General features: G+C 65.4%; 21 protein-coding genes and 4 tRNA genes. 14 read left to right on the top strand and 11 right to left on the bottom strand.

Annotation, left to right across the window (positions count from 1 at the left end; translation table 11 throughout):
- Window positions 1-3: 3 nt before the first annotated feature.
- The 6 genes from N5J73_RS14520 to N5J73_RS14495 form a co-directional block, all read right to left on the bottom strand.
- Entirely contained in the window at window positions 4-564 is a 561-nt protein-coding gene (locus N5J73_RS14520; protein ID WP_003090097.1) for a DUF2857 domain-containing protein, read from the bottom strand.
- A 14-nt stretch (window positions 565-578) separates the two neighbouring features.
- Window positions 579-2,258 (bottom strand): ParB family protein, encoded by a 1,680-nt coding sequence (locus N5J73_RS14515; RefSeq protein ID WP_003098985.1) that lies wholly within the window; start codon window positions 2,256-2,258, stop codon window positions 579-581.
- A complete protein-coding gene (locus tag N5J73_RS14510; protein WP_003050422.1) occupies window positions 2,251-2,520 on the bottom strand; it encodes a hypothetical protein in 270 nt (89 codons plus the stop codon). The genes N5J73_RS14515 and N5J73_RS14510 overlap by 8 nt, the downstream gene beginning before the upstream one ends.
- The gene (locus N5J73_RS14505) at window positions 2,504-3,379 is read right to left on the bottom strand and encodes a ParA family protein (protein ID WP_003098988.1); all 876 of its coding nucleotides are present in this window, start codon (window positions 3,377-3,379) and stop codon (window positions 2,504-2,506) included. Before N5J73_RS14505 ends, N5J73_RS14510 begins: the two co-directional genes overlap by 17 nt.
- Before the next feature lie 42 nt (window positions 3,380-3,421).
- Entirely contained in the window at window positions 3,422-3,634 is a 213-nt protein-coding gene (locus N5J73_RS14500) for an AlpA family transcriptional regulator (RefSeq protein WP_003090093.1), read from the bottom strand.
- 118 nt (window positions 3,635-3,752) lie between these two features.
- Window positions 3,753-4,499: a hypothetical protein gene (locus N5J73_RS14495; RefSeq protein WP_003098991.1), complete on the bottom strand. Its 747-nt coding sequence runs from the start codon at window positions 4,497-4,499 to the stop codon at window positions 3,753-3,755.
- A 450-nt stretch (window positions 4,500-4,949) separates the two neighbouring features.
- Here N5J73_RS14495 and N5J73_RS14490 point away from each other — a divergent pair, with 450 nt between their 5' ends.
- From N5J73_RS14490 to N5J73_RS14480, 3 genes are all read left to right on the top strand, one after another.
- A complete protein-coding gene (locus N5J73_RS14490) occupies window positions 4,950-5,450 on the top strand; it encodes a DUF305 domain-containing protein (protein ID WP_003098996.1) in 501 nt (166 codons plus the stop codon).
- Window positions 5,451-5,993: 543 nt separating this feature from the next.
- On the top strand, window positions 5,994-7,100 hold the full coding sequence (locus N5J73_RS14485; protein WP_049447261.1) for an NAD(P)/FAD-dependent oxidoreductase: 1,107 nt from the start codon (window positions 5,994-5,996) through the stop codon (window positions 7,098-7,100).
- A 116-nt stretch (window positions 7,101-7,216) separates the two neighbouring features.
- Window positions 7,217-7,292 (top strand) — tRNA-Gly (locus N5J73_RS14480).
- Window positions 7,293-7,359: 67 nt separating this feature from the next.
- Here N5J73_RS14480 and N5J73_RS14475 read toward each other — a convergent pair.
- Complete coding sequence (locus N5J73_RS14475; protein WP_049444666.1) at window positions 7,360-7,707, bottom strand: hypothetical protein; 348 nt, start codon at window positions 7,705-7,707, stop codon at window positions 7,360-7,362.
- A 189-nt stretch (window positions 7,708-7,896) separates the two neighbouring features.
- Between N5J73_RS14475 and N5J73_RS14470 the strand changes: the two genes are divergently transcribed.
- The 4 genes from N5J73_RS14470 to N5J73_RS14455 are packed head-to-tail and all read left to right on the top strand — an operon-like array spanning window position 7,897 to window position 12,152.
- Window positions 7,897-9,360, top strand: a complete 1,464-nt coding sequence (locus N5J73_RS14470) for an efflux transporter outer membrane subunit (protein ID WP_049444664.1) — start codon at window positions 7,897-7,899, stop codon at window positions 9,358-9,360.
- On the top strand, window positions 9,357-10,496 hold the full coding sequence (locus N5J73_RS14465) for an ABC transporter permease (protein WP_049444662.1): 1,140 nt from the start codon (window positions 9,357-9,359) through the stop codon (window positions 10,494-10,496). The genes N5J73_RS14470 and N5J73_RS14465 overlap by 4 nt, the downstream gene beginning before the upstream one ends.
- Before the next feature lie 10 nt (window positions 10,497-10,506).
- Complete coding sequence (locus N5J73_RS14460) at window positions 10,507-11,235, top strand: ABC transporter ATP-binding protein (RefSeq protein WP_049444660.1); 729 nt, start codon at window positions 10,507-10,509, stop codon at window positions 11,233-11,235.
- Complete coding sequence (locus N5J73_RS14455) at window positions 11,232-12,152, top strand: HlyD family efflux transporter periplasmic adaptor subunit (protein WP_049444658.1); 921 nt, start codon at window positions 11,232-11,234, stop codon at window positions 12,150-12,152. The genes N5J73_RS14460 and N5J73_RS14455 overlap by 4 nt, the downstream gene beginning before the upstream one ends.
- A 22-nt stretch (window positions 12,153-12,174) precedes the next feature.
- On the opposite strand, the gene N5J73_RS14450 is transcribed toward N5J73_RS14455, so the two are convergent.
- The gene (locus tag N5J73_RS14450) at window positions 12,175-12,603 is read right to left on the bottom strand and encodes a hypothetical protein (protein ID WP_049444656.1); all 429 of its coding nucleotides are present in this window, start codon (window positions 12,601-12,603) and stop codon (window positions 12,175-12,177) included.
- Window positions 12,596-12,997 (bottom strand): hypothetical protein, encoded by a 402-nt coding sequence (locus tag N5J73_RS14445; RefSeq protein ID WP_049444655.1) that lies wholly within the window; start codon window positions 12,995-12,997, stop codon window positions 12,596-12,598. The genes N5J73_RS14450 and N5J73_RS14445 overlap by 8 nt, the downstream gene beginning before the upstream one ends.
- Before the next feature lie 130 nt (window positions 12,998-13,127).
- On the opposite strand from N5J73_RS14445, the gene N5J73_RS14440 reads away from it, so the two are divergent.
- From N5J73_RS14440 to N5J73_RS14420, 5 genes are all read left to right on the top strand, one after another.
- A tRNA-Gly gene (locus N5J73_RS14440) sits at window positions 13,128-13,203 on the top strand.
- Window positions 13,204-13,345: 142 nt separating this feature from the next.
- Window positions 13,346-13,421: transfer RNA gene (locus N5J73_RS14435), tRNA-Gly, on the top strand.
- 66 nt (window positions 13,422-13,487) lie between these two features.
- Window positions 13,488-13,561 (top strand) — tRNA-Cys (locus N5J73_RS14430).
- 123 nt (window positions 13,562-13,684) lie between these two features.
- Complete coding sequence (locus tag N5J73_RS14425) at window positions 13,685-14,182, top strand: GNAT family N-acetyltransferase (RefSeq protein ID WP_049447520.1); 498 nt, start codon at window positions 13,685-13,687, stop codon at window positions 14,180-14,182.
- Window positions 14,183-14,264: 82 nt separating this feature from the next.
- Complete coding sequence (locus N5J73_RS14420) at window positions 14,265-14,774, top strand: GNAT family N-acetyltransferase (protein WP_065428137.1); 510 nt, start codon at window positions 14,265-14,267, stop codon at window positions 14,772-14,774.
- Between the two features lie 4 nt (window positions 14,775-14,778).
- On the opposite strand, the gene N5J73_RS14415 is transcribed toward N5J73_RS14420, so the two are convergent.
- Entirely contained in the window at window positions 14,779-15,420 is a 642-nt protein-coding gene (locus N5J73_RS14415) for a flavin reductase (protein ID WP_049447517.1), read from the bottom strand.
- A 105-nt stretch (window positions 15,421-15,525) separates the two neighbouring features.
- On the opposite strand from N5J73_RS14415, the gene N5J73_RS14410 reads away from it, so the two are divergent.
- Window positions 15,526-16,230 carry a winged helix-turn-helix domain-containing protein gene (locus N5J73_RS14410; protein WP_049447516.1) on the top strand — a complete coding sequence of 235 codons (705 nt, stop codon included), beginning with the start codon at window positions 15,526-15,528 and terminating at the stop codon, window positions 16,228-16,230.
- Between the two features lie 122 nt (window positions 16,231-16,352).
- A complete protein-coding gene (locus N5J73_RS14405; protein ID WP_049447515.1) occupies window positions 16,353-16,622 on the top strand; it encodes a hypothetical protein in 270 nt (89 codons plus the stop codon).
- Window positions 16,623-16,741: 119 nt separating this feature from the next.
- Here the strand turns inward: N5J73_RS14405 and N5J73_RS14400 are convergent, their stop codons facing one another.
- Window positions 16,742-17,815, bottom strand: a complete 1,074-nt coding sequence (locus N5J73_RS14400; RefSeq protein WP_049447514.1) for a hypothetical protein — start codon at window positions 17,813-17,815, stop codon at window positions 16,742-16,744.
- Window positions 17,816-18,037 lie beyond the last annotated feature (222 nt).

Here is an 18,037-nt window from a genome sequence, read left to right as displayed (position 1 = left end):
GGCCTAGCCCAATCCCTGATCGACCCAGTTCCTGATCGCGGCCCAGACCACCGAGAGCGGCAGCGACATGCCCTCGGCCAGGTCCATGGCCGCATCGAGAATCGAGGTCTCGTCCTCCAGATCGACGTTCCTGCTGCTGGTCACGGCTTTCCATTGCCGCCACAGTTCGGTGTCCTGGGTCTCGTCCAGGACGGGGTGGCGCCCCTTGCGCTTGGGCAGGCCGAGGATCTCCCGCCGCAGGGCGACTTCCTGATGGGTCAGGCCATAGAAGCGGCTGACCATCTCCGTGCTGGCCCCCAGCCGCAGCATGCGATCGACCGTGGCGATTTCCTTCTCCACGTCCTGTGCCTGGTTGAGCAGGCGCTGCAGCACTTCGCGGTTGACCGTGACCGAGCACCACGAGACGCTGGCGTTGGCCAGCACGCTGATCAGCGCGGGGTGCTTGAGCGCATCCAGCTCGGCCTCGCCGAAGCCCATGGCCTTGCAGCGGCGCAGTTGGCCGTTGCGAAGGTCATACAGCGCCTGGGCAATCACGGCCTGGTTGAGCGGATGCGATGTGGACATGCGGCCTCCCTCGCTCACGTCCCGGGCGCCGTGGTGCCGGCTTCCAGGTCCAGCAGACGCCGGGCGAGGCGCAGCAGCCGAAAGAGCTTGACCAACGCCGTGTCGCTCAAGCGCCTTGCGCCGCTGCCATGGCCTTGGCTCTGGCCGTGCAACAGGGTCGGCAGGTCGGCGGCGAGCTGCGCGCCGTCCAGGCCCGCTTCGGCGACGGGCTGACCCGTCAGGGAAGTGAGCAGCGTCAGCACCGCGCGGCCGAGCGGCGACGGGGCTTGGCCGCGGGCGCGGCACGCAAACCCGATGCCATCGGCGCGATCCTCGATGCACTCGTCCAGGCCTGCCTCCCCGGCGATCTCGCGCGCGAACTGCGCGATGTGGATGCGCAGCCGATCGGGCGTGTCCAGGCCGGCGTCGATGTACCAGACGTCGGAGATCGGATAGAGTCCGCCGAGTTGCACCGGGATGGACTGCAGCACGCTCGCCGAGAAGTCGGGCGGCAGCGCATCGCCCAACTGGTCGGCGACCATGCGCTGGATCGATTGGAGCCGTTCTGTCGTCGGTGCTGGCGAGACGATGTGCTCGCGAAGCAGATCGCCCGGTGCGGCCGGCTGGCTTCCCGTGGCCGCTTCGCCAACCGCCGTGTCGTCGTGGCGCAAGGTGGGCTCGGACGCCGGAGGGCTGGCGGGTGGAGGACCGGCCGCCGCTGCAGGCGTGGCGATGGACGATGCTGCGCCCGGCGGAGTCGGCGTGCCGGCGGTGGGCGAAGGCAACGCCGGCTGCGCCGCAGGTGGCGTCGGGTCACTGACCAGCGCCCGGTGGCGGCTTTCCGATTCGGTCAGGTCCAGCGCCAGCACGTCGTAGCCGATGCCCAGCAGCTCGGACATCTGGCCGATCAGCTCGTCTTGCACGCGCTGCGGCGCGAACTCGTCGCCCTGCGTGTCGAACTGCGCCAGCACCTCCTGAAAGAAACTGTCGAAGTCCAGCGGCAGCGAACGGTCCTTGGCGTAGTGCTCCCAGGTGCGTTTGCAGGCCGTGCGCATGACCGACAGCCGCTCGACCTGGTGGCGCCCCAGGCCGCCATAGAGCACAGTGGGAATGGCGGGCAGCAGGTAGCGCACCGCGTCGGCCATGCGGGTGATGTGCGACCGCTGGACGGGGAAGCCATCGGCCGCCAGGCGGCGGGCCAGTTCCGACTGGCTCAGGGCGGCGCCGCTCTCCTGCTCGTAGAACTCCCGTGCTTTCTCGACGCCGAGCGCGCGCTCGATGAACGTGAGGCCGCCGCGCAGTTCGTTCTCGGCAAGATGCCCGGTCAGCGCGACGATTTCACCGCGCTCCGGCCATGGTCGGAACAGGCACGATATGCGGAAGAAGCGTTCTTCCTTGGTCTCCGACCAGAGTTCGCGCAGGATCGCCAGTCGCGTGTTGCCGCCGTTGCGGATGATGTAGTGGTCCTCGCCGGGCCTGCGCGTGATGGCCGGCGCCGCGTCCAGGCCGCGCTCGCGGATGGATGCCTTGATTTCCTCGTAAGCCGGGTTGCGCTTCATGCGCGGGTCATGGTCGTAGGGCCGCAACTGGTCCAGCGTCACGACCATGGGCGTGTCCGCGATCGGGTCGCTCAAGGCCGTAGCCGCTGGGCCGCTGCGCTCGAAGCCGGCCGCGAGCAGCTTGCCTGCCATGTCCTGCGAGGTCATGTCAGCCATGGCCGCACCCCTCGCAGTCCCCACGACCGCCGGCCGGCGCCATGCGGGCCTCTCGCTCGGCGCGGCGGATCTGCGCACGGGCGTTCAATTCGGCCCGGTGGTCACTCGCTGTCGAACTCGTGTAGATCGCCGCGCAGCCGGCCTTGGTGAACTTGAGGTGCCCGCCCGGCGTGCGCTTGACGTGCCAGCCCTCACCGACCGCGAACTCGATCAGGGCGCGCAGCCGCTTGTGGCCGCGGGCCAGCTCATGTGCGTTCGCCATGGGGCCTCCCAGGATCAAGAGGTCGCTGCGGGCGGCCGGATACTTGAGCCAGTCGGTCCTGCCATTGCGGGAACAACTCGCTGGCGAGCGCGCGCATCGTGTCGAGCGCGGCAGGGGCGACTCTGCCGGGCGGCTGGCGGTGCTCGACCCGATGCACCGGCAGGCCGCGCGTTGCGGCACGTGGATACGCTTCTATGGCCGGCACGTCGGTGGCGAGCACGCGGATGCCGGCGCTGTCCTGGAACAGGTCGCGCAAGGCCTGCTGGATCAGCCGTGCGTTGGCGGACACCGGGTGGACGCGGTTGATGAGCAAGTGCAGCGGCGGCGGTTCGATGCCCAGGTGCCGGTACGGCGCAATGTCTTCGAGCAACTGCATGGTGCCGCGCCGCAGCTCGCGTGCCGCGAGGATCTCCGGCGTGACGGGCGACAGCGCGAGATCGGAGGCGAGCACCGCCATCTCCAGCAGCACGGAACGCGCGCCCTGGGTGTCGATCAGCACCAGGTCGTAGAGGGGAGCAAGTGCTGGCAGCAGATGCCGCAACCGCAGGCGGCCATCCGGCGCATGCAGCAACAACGTGTTCAGCTCGCCCCGGTGGTCGTCGGACAGCACCAGGTCCAGGCCCGCGATGATCGTGCGGGACACGAGCTGGCCAAGGTCGCGCTCGTTGAAGGCCAACAGCTCATAGATGCCGCCCGGCGCGCGCTGGGTCAGTTCGTAGTAGGAGGACAAGGTGGGCTGCACGTCGAGATCGAGCAGCAGCACGCGCAGGCCCGCGTCCGCGGCGAGCCCGCCCAGGTTGGCGGCCGTCGTGGTCTTGCCGACGCCGCCCTTCGTTGAAATGATGGACACGACCTGCATGGCGCTCTCCGGCTGGGAATGGGAAGTCCGCGGGAGAGCGGGTCAGGTCCGGTGGTTGAGGCGCTCGGCGATCCACTGGTCGATTTCGATCGAATCCCAGCCGACAGCGCGCACGCCCAGGCGCAGCGCCTGAGGGAACTGGCGCTTCTTCATCAGGTTGTAGATGTGGGCGCGTTTGAAGCCGGACTTCGCTTCGACTTCATCGAGCCGCAGGATGCGGCGCTCGTTCGGCGGGAGTACAGGGGTCTGCGACATGGCGGTCACTCCTGAACGCTCGGTGGCGTTTGTTGGCGTGACCTCTATTCAATAGACCTGGCTGCGGAAAGACATTGCAAATGCAATCTCCGCGATTGCACATACAAGCTGGATAACCTCATGCGCTTGCGCTACGAACGTACCTCTTAGCGTTGGCGAACTTTCCGTTTAAGGTGCGCTCAGTGATGCCCATGGTGCCGCCGTAGTGGGCGACCAATGCAGAGACAAGGGCCTCCTGCGTTTTGAAGCTGGAATAGGGCACGCCTGAAGGCGACTGGCTCAGCATCAGCGTCAACATCCCTCCAATGATGTTGAGATAGGTCGTTTCCGCCCGTTCGCTGATCTCGCATTGCTTGGATGCCAACAGCACCGAGGATTGCTTGAGTAGCGTGTCGTGCTGCTCCTGCAGTTCTCGCATCTCACGTCGGGCTTGTTCAAGCGCGGCCTGAAGGGCCAGCCGCTCCACGAGGATCGCCTGTCCTGTTTCCATGGTGATGAAAGGATGCGCCATGCGTTCGCCACGGCTGAACAGAAATCCTGGCCGGTGCTCGGGATAGTGGGTGCGCATCCAGCGTTTTAGATCGACATGGCGAACAGTCAGATCCAGAGAATTGAGCAGGTTCGGATCATTGAGCGTGATCCCGTTCTTGCCGTAGGGCAGCTCTCCGTTGAGGATGCCGTCATAGATACGTTCCGAGTGCAGCCGGCACTCATTCCATCGAGGGCAGTTCAGCGACCGAGGCAGGACACGCGGTGACGCGATCGTGGCCAGGATCATCGGGAGATACCGCAGCAACCCAGCCCATCGGATGGCCGCCTCGATGGGACGATAGAACACCTTTGATGTTGAAATGTCCTTGTGCATGTCTTCGTCTCCTTTCGGGTGCGCTACATCACCGGCTCCTTTCTTGCCCAAGGGCTGTTGTGTCGTTATGGCCTGCGACGGACGCTTGAGGCGATGCCCTAAGCGAAGGCGGAGGAGGCCATTGGCGTCCGCCGCAGGTGGCCTTGTCTTGCTTGATATGCAAGAATCGATCAGTTGCCGGCCCATCGAGCGATGAGGACGCAAGCTCGATATTGGCGCTCACGGTACCAGCGTCATAGGTGGCGCAAAGCCCATCAAGACCGATTTGGTATGGTCTGATATCCAGACGGTTCAAGACCAGCGAGTTGAAGCGTTCGACGCCCCTACGTCCAGTTGGGGACTGGAAATCAGCGGTTAGTGATGCATCGCTCCACATGCTGATATATCGACAAAGTATCTGCCGCAGTACCAGTGACCCTGCCAGGTTGCCCCAGCACATAGGAGACGGAGATGGCTGAACATTCCCATGAACATCAACATCACACATCCGGTCAGATGGGTAAGCACGGCCGACCATACGCCAAGTTCTGGGTGAACATGGTGTTGGGCCTCGTCGTCATGTACTTCGTAATGTTCAGCATGATCGACGGCGCCAGGGACTTCAGAAACAATCTCAACATGCTCTACATGGCGGTCACTATGTGGGCGCCAATGGGCATCTTCATGCTAGCGACAATGCCCGGCATGTTTCCAAACCGGCGGCTCAATCTCGTGCTGTACGGCTTGTTTGCCGTTCTCACACTCGGTTCTTTTGCCGCTACCCGTGCTCAAACCGGAATCGGCGATCGACAGTTCATCGCGTCTATGGTCCCGCACCATTCGGGAGCGATCCTCATGTGCCGCGAGGCGCAGCTCTCAGATCCGGAACTCGTCAACCTATGCCAAGCGATTTCCGATGGCCAGCGCGCGGAGATCGAGCAGATGAACCGGATTGCTGCACGCCTTCGTTGAGGCTGGCTGCCACTACACTGGCGCCGCGTTGCGCTCCGGCGAAGTTAGCCGCAGCGATGTAAAGATGAGTACTTGCGGTGTTCCGATGCCGGCGGTTGTGTCCTACAGCCGTCCAGGTGCCAGGTAGTCCACGCGACACCACCCCGCGCTGCCTGCGGAGCGAGCGCAAGTCATGATCGTCGCAAGTTGGAGTTCGATAGCGAACCCGCTCAGCAGCTGGACGCATCAGGCGTAACGACGGGTGGATGGATCATCCTTGGACGCTGGTGGAAGTGGTTGGATGAACTTTGTTGCCGAGGGCGAAAAACAAGGCTATAATTGAGTTCTTCGCTGATCACCACAGTGGAGAAAGTGATTGGGAAACAGAGACTTAGCGCTCTAGTGCATGACTCGTTTCCCGCTCCAGATTCAAGAAAAACGCTCCCGTAAGGGGGCGTTTTTCGTTTGCGTGTTCCACGCTTCATCCCCGCTTCACCGCCACACCATCACCCCGCCACGCTACCGTTCGAAGCTGCATCTCCGTTCCTCCAAGACGATGCAGCAATGCCTCACACTCCCTCCGCCTACGATCACGACGTCGTCATCGTCGGCGCCAGCTTCGCCGGTGCCGCCTGTGCATTGGCCGCTGCCCAATACGGCCTGCGCGTCTGCGTGCTGGAACGCAAGGCTGACCCCGGCGAGCGCCTGCACACCACCGGCATCGTGGTGAAGGAAGCGATGGAGCAGACCTGGCTGGGGCGTATGCCCGAGCATCTCGTGCTGCGGGTCGCGAACGTGCGCCTGTATTCGCCCAACCTGCGCAGCGTATTGCTGGCCGCATCGGGCTATTACTTCCTCACCACCGATACGCCGAACCTGATGCGCTGGCTGGCCAGCGAGCTGCGCGCGAATGGTGTCGACCTGCGCCTGCAACGGTCTTTCACCGACGCCAATCGCAGTGATGACGGCTGGCAGGTAGATGGGGCAGGCCGCTGCGCCTATCTGGTCGGAGCCGATGGCGCACGCTCACGCGTTGCCCAGCGCACCGGGCACGGCCAGGTGCGTGACAACCTCTACGGCGTCGAGCGTGAGTTCGCCGACCTGCAATTGCCGCAGGGTGACGCGCTGCATTGCTTCGTCAACAAGCGCTACGCGCCGGGTTACATTGGCTGGGTCGCGCAGAATCCGGCCGGACTGCAGGTCGGATTGGCGCTGCGTCATGACCCGCAACAGGTGCGGCTGCCAGATATTGAGGGATTCCTCGATCACGTGCGCGACGTAGTCGGCATTCCGTCTTCGGCGCGCCCTACGGGTACCCGCGCCGGCCTGGTCCCATGCGGCCGACCGGATGGCCCAATCACCGGCCACCGCCTGATCCTGACCGGCGACGCGGCGGGCATCGTCTCGCCGCTGTCCGCCGGCGGCATCCATGCCTCGTGGAGGCACGGCTGGGCGGTCGGCGAGGCGATTGCCCGCCATCTGCGCGGGCAACGGCCGGAAGCGGAACGGGTGGCGCGGCAGGCGGCGCCGGCATTCCATGGCAAGCGGCTGCTGCGCTGGGCGATGGATCATCTGCAGGCGGACTGGCCGCTCAACGCACTGCTGCACACGGCGGCCACGCGGCGCATCGCCGAGCAGGTCTACTTTCACCGCCGTGGACTGCGCACGTGAAGGGAGCAGGCGGAGGCGCCTGAACGCTGCCCTTCACTTCATGTGAAAACTCCTGTTGACGCCGTGCAGCAATATCGACACAATAGCGCTCCTTCGACGCAGGTCGAACGGAATCTGCGGGAATAGCTCAGTTGGTAGAGCGCAACCTTGCCAAGGTTGAGGTCGCGAGTTCGAGTCTCGTTTCCCGCTCCAGATTCAAGAAGAACGCTCCCGCAAGGGGGCGTTTTTCGTTTGTCACACCGGTTGCACCGCTGCCGCGCTAGCGTGGCTTGCCGGGCAGGGCGCTGCACCAGGTGCGGGCATCTCGCCGGTCGAAACCCGGGCAGCGGTTGTCCTGCGGGATGTAGACGTAGGGAACGTCATCTTCGTAGGTGAAGTGGTAGTAGTAGGTGTGATCCTTCCCGTACAGCCAGTAGTTCGACGAGCCCTGGTTGATGGCATATGGCTCGAAGGTGAAGATCGAAGATTCACCCGGGATGAAATTGCTGCGCTCCATCAGTAGCAGCATGGCGTTCGAGACCAGTGGGGTGGTCAGGACGAGTACGATCGCACCGACAGTCGCTGTCGTGACCGAGCCAATCAAGAGCCAGCGGTGGGGACGTTTCATGGTCGGGCAGCATCAAGCAAGGCAATGCCGCAATGTGCAATGCGCCGGAAATGCCGTCCAGTGTTCCGTGCCAGGAACGCATTGAAAGCGTAGTGAAAGGCTGGGTCGGCGTTGCCTGAACCGCGCGCGTGCTGTGACCTTTTTCGGACGATTTCTCCATGTTCGCTCCACAATCGCACGGTAGCCTTCATGCTCCTTCTACACGTTGGCGGGCTGGTGGTCAGGCGTATCACTTCAGTGGCAGTGCCCAGGACCGGGCGCGGACTCTCTCTGCATGCAGTCCTGCGCCCTGGTGCGTTGTTGGCAAGCCTGGCCCTGGCCGGTTGCATGTCGGTGCCGGTGCCAGACCTGCCTGACCGCACGCCCAGCACCTGGACCCAGGTGCCACAGGGGCAGGGCGTAGCGGTGGACGCCAGGCAATGGTGGAAAGTGCTGTCCGACCCGGCGCTGGATGGCCTGGTCGATCAGGCGGTCGCCGGCAATCTCGACCTGCAGCAGGCCACCTTGCGCCTGCAGGCCGTTCGCATCGTCGCTGGCACGTCCGACTCGCGTTTCCTGCCGGAAATCTCCGCCAGCGCCAAGCAGGTGCAGGACGCCGCCGCTGTCGATACCTACTTCCATGCCGGCATTGAAGCGATCTGGGACCTAGGCCTGTTCGGCGCCGCCGAGAGTGCGCAGCTGAGCGCGCAGGCCTCGGCCGGCAATGCCGAGGCGCTGCGCAATGCCGCGCAGGTAGCGGTGATTGCCGACGTGGTGCGCAGCTATCTGGACCTGACCGTGGCGCAGGCCCAGCAGGATCTGCTGGCCCGACAGCAGGCCGTGGATGATCGCGGCGAACAACTGGCGCTGGTCCGCCAGCGCCTGCGCCTGGACGAGCCGGGCGAACTGGATCGCCTGCGTGCACGCCAGGCCGCCACCCGCGCCGCTACGGCACAGGCCCGGGAAAACGCTGACAACGCGGCCCGCGCGCTGGCAGTGTTGCTGGGCCGAGATGGCCCGGATCCGGCCTGGCGCGCCTATCGCACGCCGCCGAAGCTGGGCGCGTTCTCGCTGCAGCAGGTCCCGGCGGACCTGTTGCGCCACCGTCCGCAGATCCTGCTGGCCGAATCGGAGGTGATGCAGGCCGCCGCCAGCAAGGGCTCGGCGCGCGCCGCGATGTACCCGCGGATCAGCCTCGGCGGCTCCATTCTTTATGCCTACAACCTTACCCAGAACGCGCGCTCCAATTCCGACTCCAGCCCGTCGATCGGTCCATACGTCGATATTCCGCTGTGGGACTGGGGCCAACGCCGTGCGCGTTTCCATGCCGATGAGAAGCAACTGGACGCCGCGCTGCTCGGGTATCGCAAGGCCGTGCTGGAAGGCGTGAGCGAAGTGGAAGGCGCGCTGGGCAGCCTGGCGCGCCAGGACAGCAGCATCCAGTCGTTGCGTGCGGCCAATGATGCCGCCAACCAGCAGGTCAGGCGCCAGGCGCGGCAGGTGCAGCTGGGCCTGTCCAGCGAGTTCGATGGGCTGGATACGCAGCGTGCCGCGCTCGCTTCGCAGGCGGATCTGATCGGTGCGCAGGGCGCACGCGTGCTGGCGTTTGCTTCGCTGTACCGCGCTCTTGGCGGCGCACCGCTGCCGGTCGAGGCTGAGGGCGAACAGCAATGATCGCGCTGGCCCGCAAGACCCTGGCCTATGAGTGGCGCCGGTTCCTGCCGGTGGTGCTGGCGATGTGTTTCGCCGGCGTGCTGTTGATCGTGCAGGCCGCACTGGTGCTGGGCATCTTCGGCACCGCCGCGATCTATGTGAAGGCATCCTCGGCCGACATCTGGGCCGGTTTCCCCGGCACCCAGAGCGTCAACTACGGCCACGCGATCAGCGCCGATGTGGAAAGCCACCTGCGCATGGATCCGGATGTCACCCGCGTCGAACCCTACGAGTGGGTGGATGGCGAATGGCGCTCCAGCGCGCAGGGTACCGGCAACGTGTCGGTGTATCTGTCCGGCATCTCCACCCGCGACGATGCAATGATGTTCGCGCGCATCCTGCCGGCCGACCTGCGTGCACAGCTGCGCGAACCGGGGGCCGTGATCGTGGACAGCGCCGACCTGGATACGCTGGGCGTGAGCCTGCAGAACAACCGTGCCTGGATCAACGGCAAGGCCGTGCGCGTGGTCGCTGCACAACCGGGACTGCGTGGCCTTGGCGGCGTCAACGTGCTGGCCTCGCTGGATACCGCGCGCGCCATCGCCGGCACCGACCCACACGAGGGCAGCACTTACTTCGTAGCGGGCCTGCGCTCGCCGGACCTGGCCGATCGGGTGCGCGACCGCTTGTCCGCGTCGATGGGCCAGGCCACGCCGGTCGAGTTCTGGACCGCGCCGCAGTTCGCCAGCCGCTCGCAGCAGTACTGGCTGTTCGATACCGGTGCCGGCATTGCGGTGTTGTTCATGGCCGTCATCGTCTGCTTCGTCGGCGCGGTGATCACCAACCAGTCGTTCGCCTCTGTGGTGGCCGGCTCGGTTCGCGAGTACGCCACGCTCAATGCGCTCGGTGCCGGGCGCTATGCGCTGGCGCGGGTGGTGTTCGAGCAGGCGTTGCTGATCGGCGGAGTCGGCATGTTGCTGGCGGCGGCCTTCAGCACCGTGGTGCTGCTGATCGCGCAGACCCAGCGCGTGCCGGTGCAGCTGACGCCAATGGTGATCCTTGGCTGCGTTGCGCTGGTTGCGGTGATGGCCATGCTGTCGAGCATCATGGCGGTGCGCAGTGTCGTCCGCTCCGATCCATCGTTGCTGTTGCGTTGAGGGCCGGCCGATGACTTCTACACGCGCCGTTGCCCCGACCCTGCAGGCCGACGCATTGGAAAAGGGCTTCATGTCCGGCGATGTGCAGGTGCCGGTGCTGCGTGGCCTGTCGCTGGACATCTATCCTGGCGAGCTGACCCTGGTGTCGGGCCCGTCGGGTTGCGGCAAGAGCACGCTGTTGTCGCTGCTGTCTGGCCTGTCCGCGCCCGATGGTGGCCGCGTGCACGCACTCGGCCAGGATGTGGGGCACATGACCCGCAGCGAGGTCGAGCGCTTCCGCCTGCACCATGTCGGCTTCGTGTTCCAAGGCTTCAACCTGTTCCCGGCGCTGACTGCGCTGGAGCAGGTGCAGCTGCCGCTGGGCTACCGCGGGATGCGCAATCGCGAGAGCGAGTCGCTGGCCCGCAAGGCGCTGGAAGAAGTGGGCCTCAGCCATCGCAGCCACATGCGCCCGGCGCAGCTGTCCGGCGGCGAGAAGCAGCGTGTGGCCGTTGCCCGTGCCTTTGCGAAGTCGCCGACGCTGATCTTCGCCGACGAACCCACCAGCGCGCTGGACGCCGAGAACGGCCAGCGCGTGATCGACATCCTGCATCGCTACGCACGTGCGCATGGTGCCACCGTGCTGTGCGTGAGCCACGATCCGCGCCTGATCCGGCATGCCGATCGGGTGATCGCCATGGAAGACGGCATGGTCCGTGATGACCGCCGCCAAAATGAAACTGTAGAGTCCGCCCCATGACCAAGACGTCGCACCGGCTTCCCCTCAGCCTGGCCCTGTCCGCGGCACTGCTGCTCGGAGCCTGTTCCAAGGACGCGCCCGCGCCTGCACCGGCGCCTTCGGGCAAGGCTGATGCAGCTGGCGCCGGCAAGGTTGCAGTCGCGCGCGGCATCATCGATGTCGAGGGTGGTCTGATCGCGCTGGCACCGCCGGTGGATGGCTCGATCACCGCCGCGCCGGTGAAGGAAGGCGCCACGGTGAACAAGGGACAGCTGCTGCTGTCGCTCGATGGCGCCCTGCTGCAGCAGGAGGTGGCGATGGCCAGCGCCGATCTGGCCCTGGCCAATGACCGCCTGAAGGGCAGTCAGGCACAGCTGCGCGAACTGGAGCGCAATGCCACCCGCCTGTCCACGGGGGCGAGCGAAGGTGTGACGTCCAACCAGCAGGCCGATGCGGCCAAGCAGCAGCTGGCCGGCGTACGCGCCGATGTCGACGTGGCCGGTGCGCAGGTGGACATGGCCCAGCACAAGCTGGAACACGCCAGGCTGAAACTGCAGCAGATGTCGTTGAGCGCGCCGGAAGCCGGCACCGTGGTCGGCCAGGTGCCGGGCCTTGGTGCCTTCGTGCAGGCCGGCAAGCCAGCGATCTCGCTGCTGCCGGCGCGCCCGCTGCAGGTGCGTGCCGAACTCAGCGCCGCCTATGCCGATGCCGTGCAGGTGGGCATGAAGGCTACCGTCGTGCCGGACAGCGATGGCGCCGAAAACACCGGCACGCTGCCAACTGCACGCGTGGTGCGCATCAGCCCGGTGTTCGCGCAGGCACGCTTGCCTGAAGACGCAGGGCGCGGCGTGGCCAAGGTGGTGGAGTGCGTGCTGGAGTTCGATGGCGAGGCCAAGGCGCGCTTTGGCCAGCATGTGCGGGTGGAGTTCCGGAAGTAGGTCTGGCGTCGTGGAGGGGCCGCTACGGGACCTCTCGGCGCCGGAACGCCCGCCACGCGCTCACCGCCGACACCATGCACAGCGCCAGCAGTAGTCCCACGTCCAGCAGCAGCAACCACAGCAGATGCATGCCATGCACCGGTGGCTGGTGCATGGCCGACAGCATCCACGGCACCGACCACGCCAGCAGCAGGGCGAAGGCGATCAGCAGGCGCAGCCACAGTCGTTTCAGTCGCCACGGACGCACGATCAAGGCGGCTACCACCAGTTCGACGGTGCCCAGCAGCGCGAACACGATGACGGTGCTGGTCGGGTAGGGCAGTTCGGCGCCCTCCAGGTGATGCAGCAGCCAATAGTCCGGGGTGAAGCCGGCATTGACCAGTGCAGCGATCAGCGCCAGCCAGGTCAACGCGACCAGCAACCAGAACAGGCGGACGTAGCGTCTAGGCATCGGCGGTGTCCGTGGTGGCAGGCAGGCGGTTGTGCGATGCATGCCACGCGGATATGGCAATCGCGGCCAGTGCCAGCAGGCCGGGGCCGACGGTGAAGTACAGCAGACGCAGCGGGTGGTTGTGCATCAGCGTCCAGCTGGCGAATGCCAAGGGAACGGCCAGCACGGACAGCTTGGCGGAGAGCGGCCGCAGCACCGCAATCAGCGGCTGCGCGCAGAGGAACATCCAGAACAGATAAAACTGGGCGATGCCCAGGCCGATGTCGCGATGGGAGGTGAAGCCGAAATGGTCGCGATACCAGTTCATTCCCAGCGGAATCAATGCCCAGTACAGCAGCGCTACCAGCAGATGCAGCGCCAGGGCGATCAACAGGGGCTTGCCGCGAAGGAACATGGGCGCACGGGGCTGGGCGGGGCAGCGTACCCCAGTGCGGACGCCCGTGACCGCATGATGTGAAGACTGTTGACGGCGTGAAGGAATTTGGACACAATAGCGCTCCTTCGACGCAGGTCGAACGGAATCTGCGGGAATAGCTCAGTTGGTAGAGCGCAACCTTGCCAAGGTTGAGGTCGCGAGTTCGAGTCTCGTTTCCCGCTCCAGATTCTACAGGGCCCCGCTAGGGGCCTTGTTTTTCTCCCGCCGCGGCAAGGCGGGGCACGTTGGGCCACAAGGCTCTACGCGCAGTCAGAAAAGTGAAATCGCTGGTGTGTGTTCCGGATTTCCGGTACCATGTTGGCTTACGCGGGAATAGCTCAGTTGGTAGAGCGCAACCTTGCCAAGGTTGAGGTCGCGAGTTCGAGTCTCGTTTCCCGCTCCATGTTCCGACAGGCCCCATCATGGGGTTTTGTCTTGTCAGGGCTCCGTTCCTGGCGCGCAGTACGTTGGCCTCATGGCAGAGTGGCTATGCACCGGATTGCAAATCCGTTTACAGCGGTTCGATTCCGCTTGAGGCCTCCAATTGAAAAGCCCTGACTCCGGTCAGGGCTTTTTTCTTTTTCTGCTGCCTTGCATGCACGCCACATCAGGCGACCCCGCGCTAGGCTGGGCACCTGTGCATCAGCAACCTCACGGGTGTGGCGCATGCTTATCCGGCAACTCAGCACTGACGACGCCGGTGTTCTCTGGCAGGCACGGTTGCAGGCGCTTCACGAGTCGCCCGCTGCGTTCCTGTCCACGCTGGCCGAGGCGCAGAATGGCTCGGCGGACGTGATGCGCGCCCAGCTTGCGGATCTTGGTACGCGCTACTTCGGCACGTTCGTTGACGGCATGCTGGTGGGCTTCCTGCGTTATGTACGCCCGGTGCGGATGGCGCGACGGCATGTGGTCGCAGTGCACAGTGTCTACGTGGGTGCTGGCCATCGTGGCCAGGGCCTAGCCCGTCAGCTTCTTCTTGCCGCGTTCGCGGCTGCGCGCGCGGAAGGCATTGAATCGCTCACCCTCACGGTGCTGGCGGACAACGCTGCCGCGCGCGGGCTGTACGAATCGCTGGGCTTCAGTGCATTCGGCACGGAGCCGCGGGCCGTCAAACGCGCGGGCTGCTACACGGATATCGTCTCGTACTCGATCGCCCTGCAGTGACGATGAAACATTGCCGCAGGCGCGGTCATGTTTCCGTGGCAGGATGGGCCTGGACATATATTCATTCGACGAAGACAGGGCAATGCGCGTTCAGGTATGCCGCTGGCAAGGCGTAGCGCCGGATCACCGTCAGCAGGCGGTGGATCTGCTCCGCCAGGCGTTCCCGGACATGCAGGGCGAGGGTTACGCCATTCCGGTGCCGGTCGCCCTGGTCCTGGCGTTGCAAGGCGATCACGTGGTCGCTCACCTTGCACTGTACGAACGCAACGTATTGCTGGACGGCGAGCCGGAACGCATAGGCTTGATCGGCGGGGTGGTGGTGCGTGCTGATGTTCGCAGGAGGGGTGTCGCGTCACGCTTGATCGCGGCTGCGCACGCCGAACTGCGCCAGCGCGGGATCGATTTCGCCGTCTTGTTCGCCCTGGATCAGCGGCACTACGCCTCGGCCGGATATTCACCGATGCAGAACGCGACCTGCTTCATCGAAGACGGTCACGCGCGCCGTTTCGTCTATCGAGGCGGCATGGTGGCCGCGCTGGGAGAGCGCGGCTGGACCACCGCCGTGCTCGATCTGCAGGGCGAAACGGTCTAGGCCGCTAGGCAGAAGCGCCCGTGGGCGTCTCCGCGCGGAAGTTGCGCCCGACCGGTTGGCTTACGCCCAGGTAGTGGCGGAACAGGTATATCAGCGGTTTCCAGTGCGCAACGTCGATGTGCTGGGTGCCAGCTACGGTGATCGCTTCGTGGGCATGCACGCAACGGATGCGGCCTTCGACGATTACGAAGCCCTGGCCGTCATCCTCGCCGGGCGGGTGCATCGCCATCACGCTGACTTCCACCTGCAGCGGGCACTCGGCAATCGCCTCTGGCGTGACGTGGGTCGAGGCGACCGGACTAAAGCCTCCCAGCGCGAACTTGTCGCGGACGTGCACGTAGCCCATCGCCTGTTTAGCAGTGGGCACCGGGTCGCAGCCTGTCGCCCGCGCGATGGCCTCGACCTGTGCGGCCTGCGCGGACGACGGGAAGTTCAGTACACACTCGTTGCGCAACTGCAGGTTGCGATAGCCCTGGCCCTGCACGCCGAGGCCCAGCACCACCCGGTTGCCCAGGGCCCAGAACGAAGACAGCGGACTGATGTTGCTACTGCCGTCGTCGTTCAGCGTGGTCATCAGCAGCACCGGCGTGCCCGGGTACAGGACCGAAGGGGTGATGCGGCGGCGGGGGATCGGAGCGGTTTTCATGGCAGGCCTTGCGCTGTCGGGCTGGCCACTGTGCCTTGCCAGCGGGTGCCGATGCTTCGGCCTGCGTCGAACTGTCGGCCCGCAATGGCGTGCCACAATGCGGGCATGGTCCACACCTCCGGTTCCCTTGTCAGCGTCGGTGCCCTGGTCGGCGACCAGGCGCGCGCATCCATGCTGCTGCAGTTGATGGATGGGCGTGCCTATACCGCGATGGAGCTGGCCCGCGTGGCCGGGGTGACACCGCAGACGGCGAGCACGCATCTGCGCAGGCTGGTCGAGGGTGATCTGCTGGTCGCCGTCGCGCAGGGGCGACATCGCTACCACCGGCTGGCCTCGCACGAGGTTGCCGACATGCTGGAGGGCATCCTGCGCGTTGCCGACCGCACGCCGTCCTGCACCGCTGTGGCATCACGCAGCATGCCGGCGTTGCGCCAGGCGCGTTCCTGCTACCGGCATCTGGCCGGCGTGCATGCGGTGGCGATCACCGACCGCTTGTTGCATGCAGGACACCTGATCCCGCGCGAGGCGCATTGGCAGGTAAGTGTGGAGGGGGCGGCGTTCCTGCGGGAGCTCGGCCAGCCGCTGGCTGAGCTGCTGCGGCTTCCAGTGACGGTCAAGCCTGCGCGTTATTGCCGAGGATGCCTGGATTGTACCGAGCGGCGCTCCCATCTGGCTGGCCTGGTCGGCGAGGCCATGCTGGACAGCTTCGTGAAGAACGATTGGCTTCGGCGTGTTGAGGGCCGACGCGAACTGCGGCTGACACACCTGGGGCGCGAAGCACTATGGAAGCGGTTCAACCTGACAACATAAGTACCCACCAGTCTCATTCGCCCACGACATGGCAAGGCGCTATGGTCGAGTTCCAAGTCTTAGGGAGCTGCAATGGCGAGCAAGGACATGAACGATCGCGGCACGCTGGCGGTACGCCAGCAATGAACAAATCTTCTGTGGAAGTACGCTGGCTGACGTTCCGGCTGATGAACGGCCAATCGATCGGACCGGATCGACTGAAGGACGGATGGGTGATTGCTTCGGAAACCCGCCACTGCGGCGTGCGCCGTGAGTCCATCGAAGGCGCAGGGACGGTCTACGCGCTGTATGGTCCGGCCAACCTGGCCTCACCGCGGCGCGCGGAGATGCGCATGCGCGAATTCCTGATGAGCTCCGGCTACACCTTCACCATGGGCACGCTGGGCGGCTGACGCCGCCCTTTGGGGTTACGAGCGCAAGGTCAGCGCATGGGGAAGGCAGCAGATGCTGCGGGGGTTCCTGCATCGTAAGCGTTGGCAGCGTGGCGGACGCCCTACGGTACGCGATGGACTCAACGTTGCACTGTCTTCAAAGCGGCTATTACCTGCGCTCCGGAGAAGCCACAGTGTCCTTCGCCCACCGGCGGCAGTACGCGTGGTTGCGGGCGCGCGCCGGCTCGTGCAGCCATCTGCGGATACACCGCCTGCATGTGCGGCACGATGGTCGGGTCGTTGTGATTGAACTGGATCACCAGCGGTCGCTTCAGTGCGCCGGTGATTGCCAGCGAGTTGCGGACATGCGCCTGCGCCGCGGGAACAGCGTTGACACGCTGCACGCCGGCATTGAACGCGGTGTCATCGCCAAAGCCGCTGTAGACCACGCCGATGTTGCCCATCGGCATGCCGCCGCTCCGTGCAACCAGTTCATGCAGGACCAGCGCGTGCAGGCTGATCGTGCCGGCCAGTGCATCAGCGGAGACCTGCAGCCGCCGCGCCAGCACTGCGGCGTGCGACGGGTCACGTTGCAGTGCATTGGCGATGCCCTGGTACAACTCGCCCTGCGGCAGCGCCGCCGCTTCGCGCGATAGCAGGCCGGTGGGCGGCAGCCCATCGGCCTGGGGGAACAAGTAGTCGAACGCGACCAGCGTGGTCAGCAGATCGGTCGCGATCTGTTCGCCACTGAGATTGGCGCCGCACAGCGATACACCGCCGGTGTAGTGCTGCGGGAAGCGTTCGAGGCTGCCGATGGTCACGGCACCGCCCATCGAGAATCCCAGCATCCAGGTGTGGCGGACATGCTTGAGTTCACCCACTGCCTGCTGGCGCAGGCGTTCCGTATCGGTGATCGCATCGGCCACCGCCCAGCCCTGGCTGGCATAGGCGCTCTGGGCGACGGCGTAACCTGCTGCCAGCAGTGGTGCGGTGCTGTCATTGGCCGCCATGGGGGCGGTGCGCGGCACGCCGACCGGTTCATAGCCATGGGCCAGCATTACCAGGTCGCCGTTCCAGTCGGCAGGCACATCCAGCCGCCACGGTGCGCCCTGCAGCTCGCCGCTGAGCGTACGCGCTGCTGGCGGCGGTGCAGCCAGCGATGTCATCCAGGGCAGCAGGCAGAGGGCAAGTGCGCATCGAAGCAAGGGTCGCATCGGGGTCATTCCATGCGGGAATGGCGCCGAGCATAGATCCCTGCACCACCTTGCGCGCGCTGCACTGCCGCAGGGCATTGCCGGTCGGCAGTGCCGCGCTCTACGCTGGCGGCATGGCCATGCACAGCAGCGCGTCGATTATCCGTATTCCCCACGGGAAGGCGGGGTAGCGCGCGGTCATCACGGCCAAGCAACCCGCCCGGGAAGGCGGGTTGCATACAG

The organism is Stenotrophomonas sp. GD03654 (assembly GCF_029845105.1).
GTDB classification, from domain to species: domain Bacteria; phylum Pseudomonadota; class Gammaproteobacteria; order Xanthomonadales; family Xanthomonadaceae; genus Stenotrophomonas; species Stenotrophomonas africana.
Note: the sequence above shows the minus strand (reverse complement) of the source record. Positions and strands in the feature narration are given on the sequence as shown.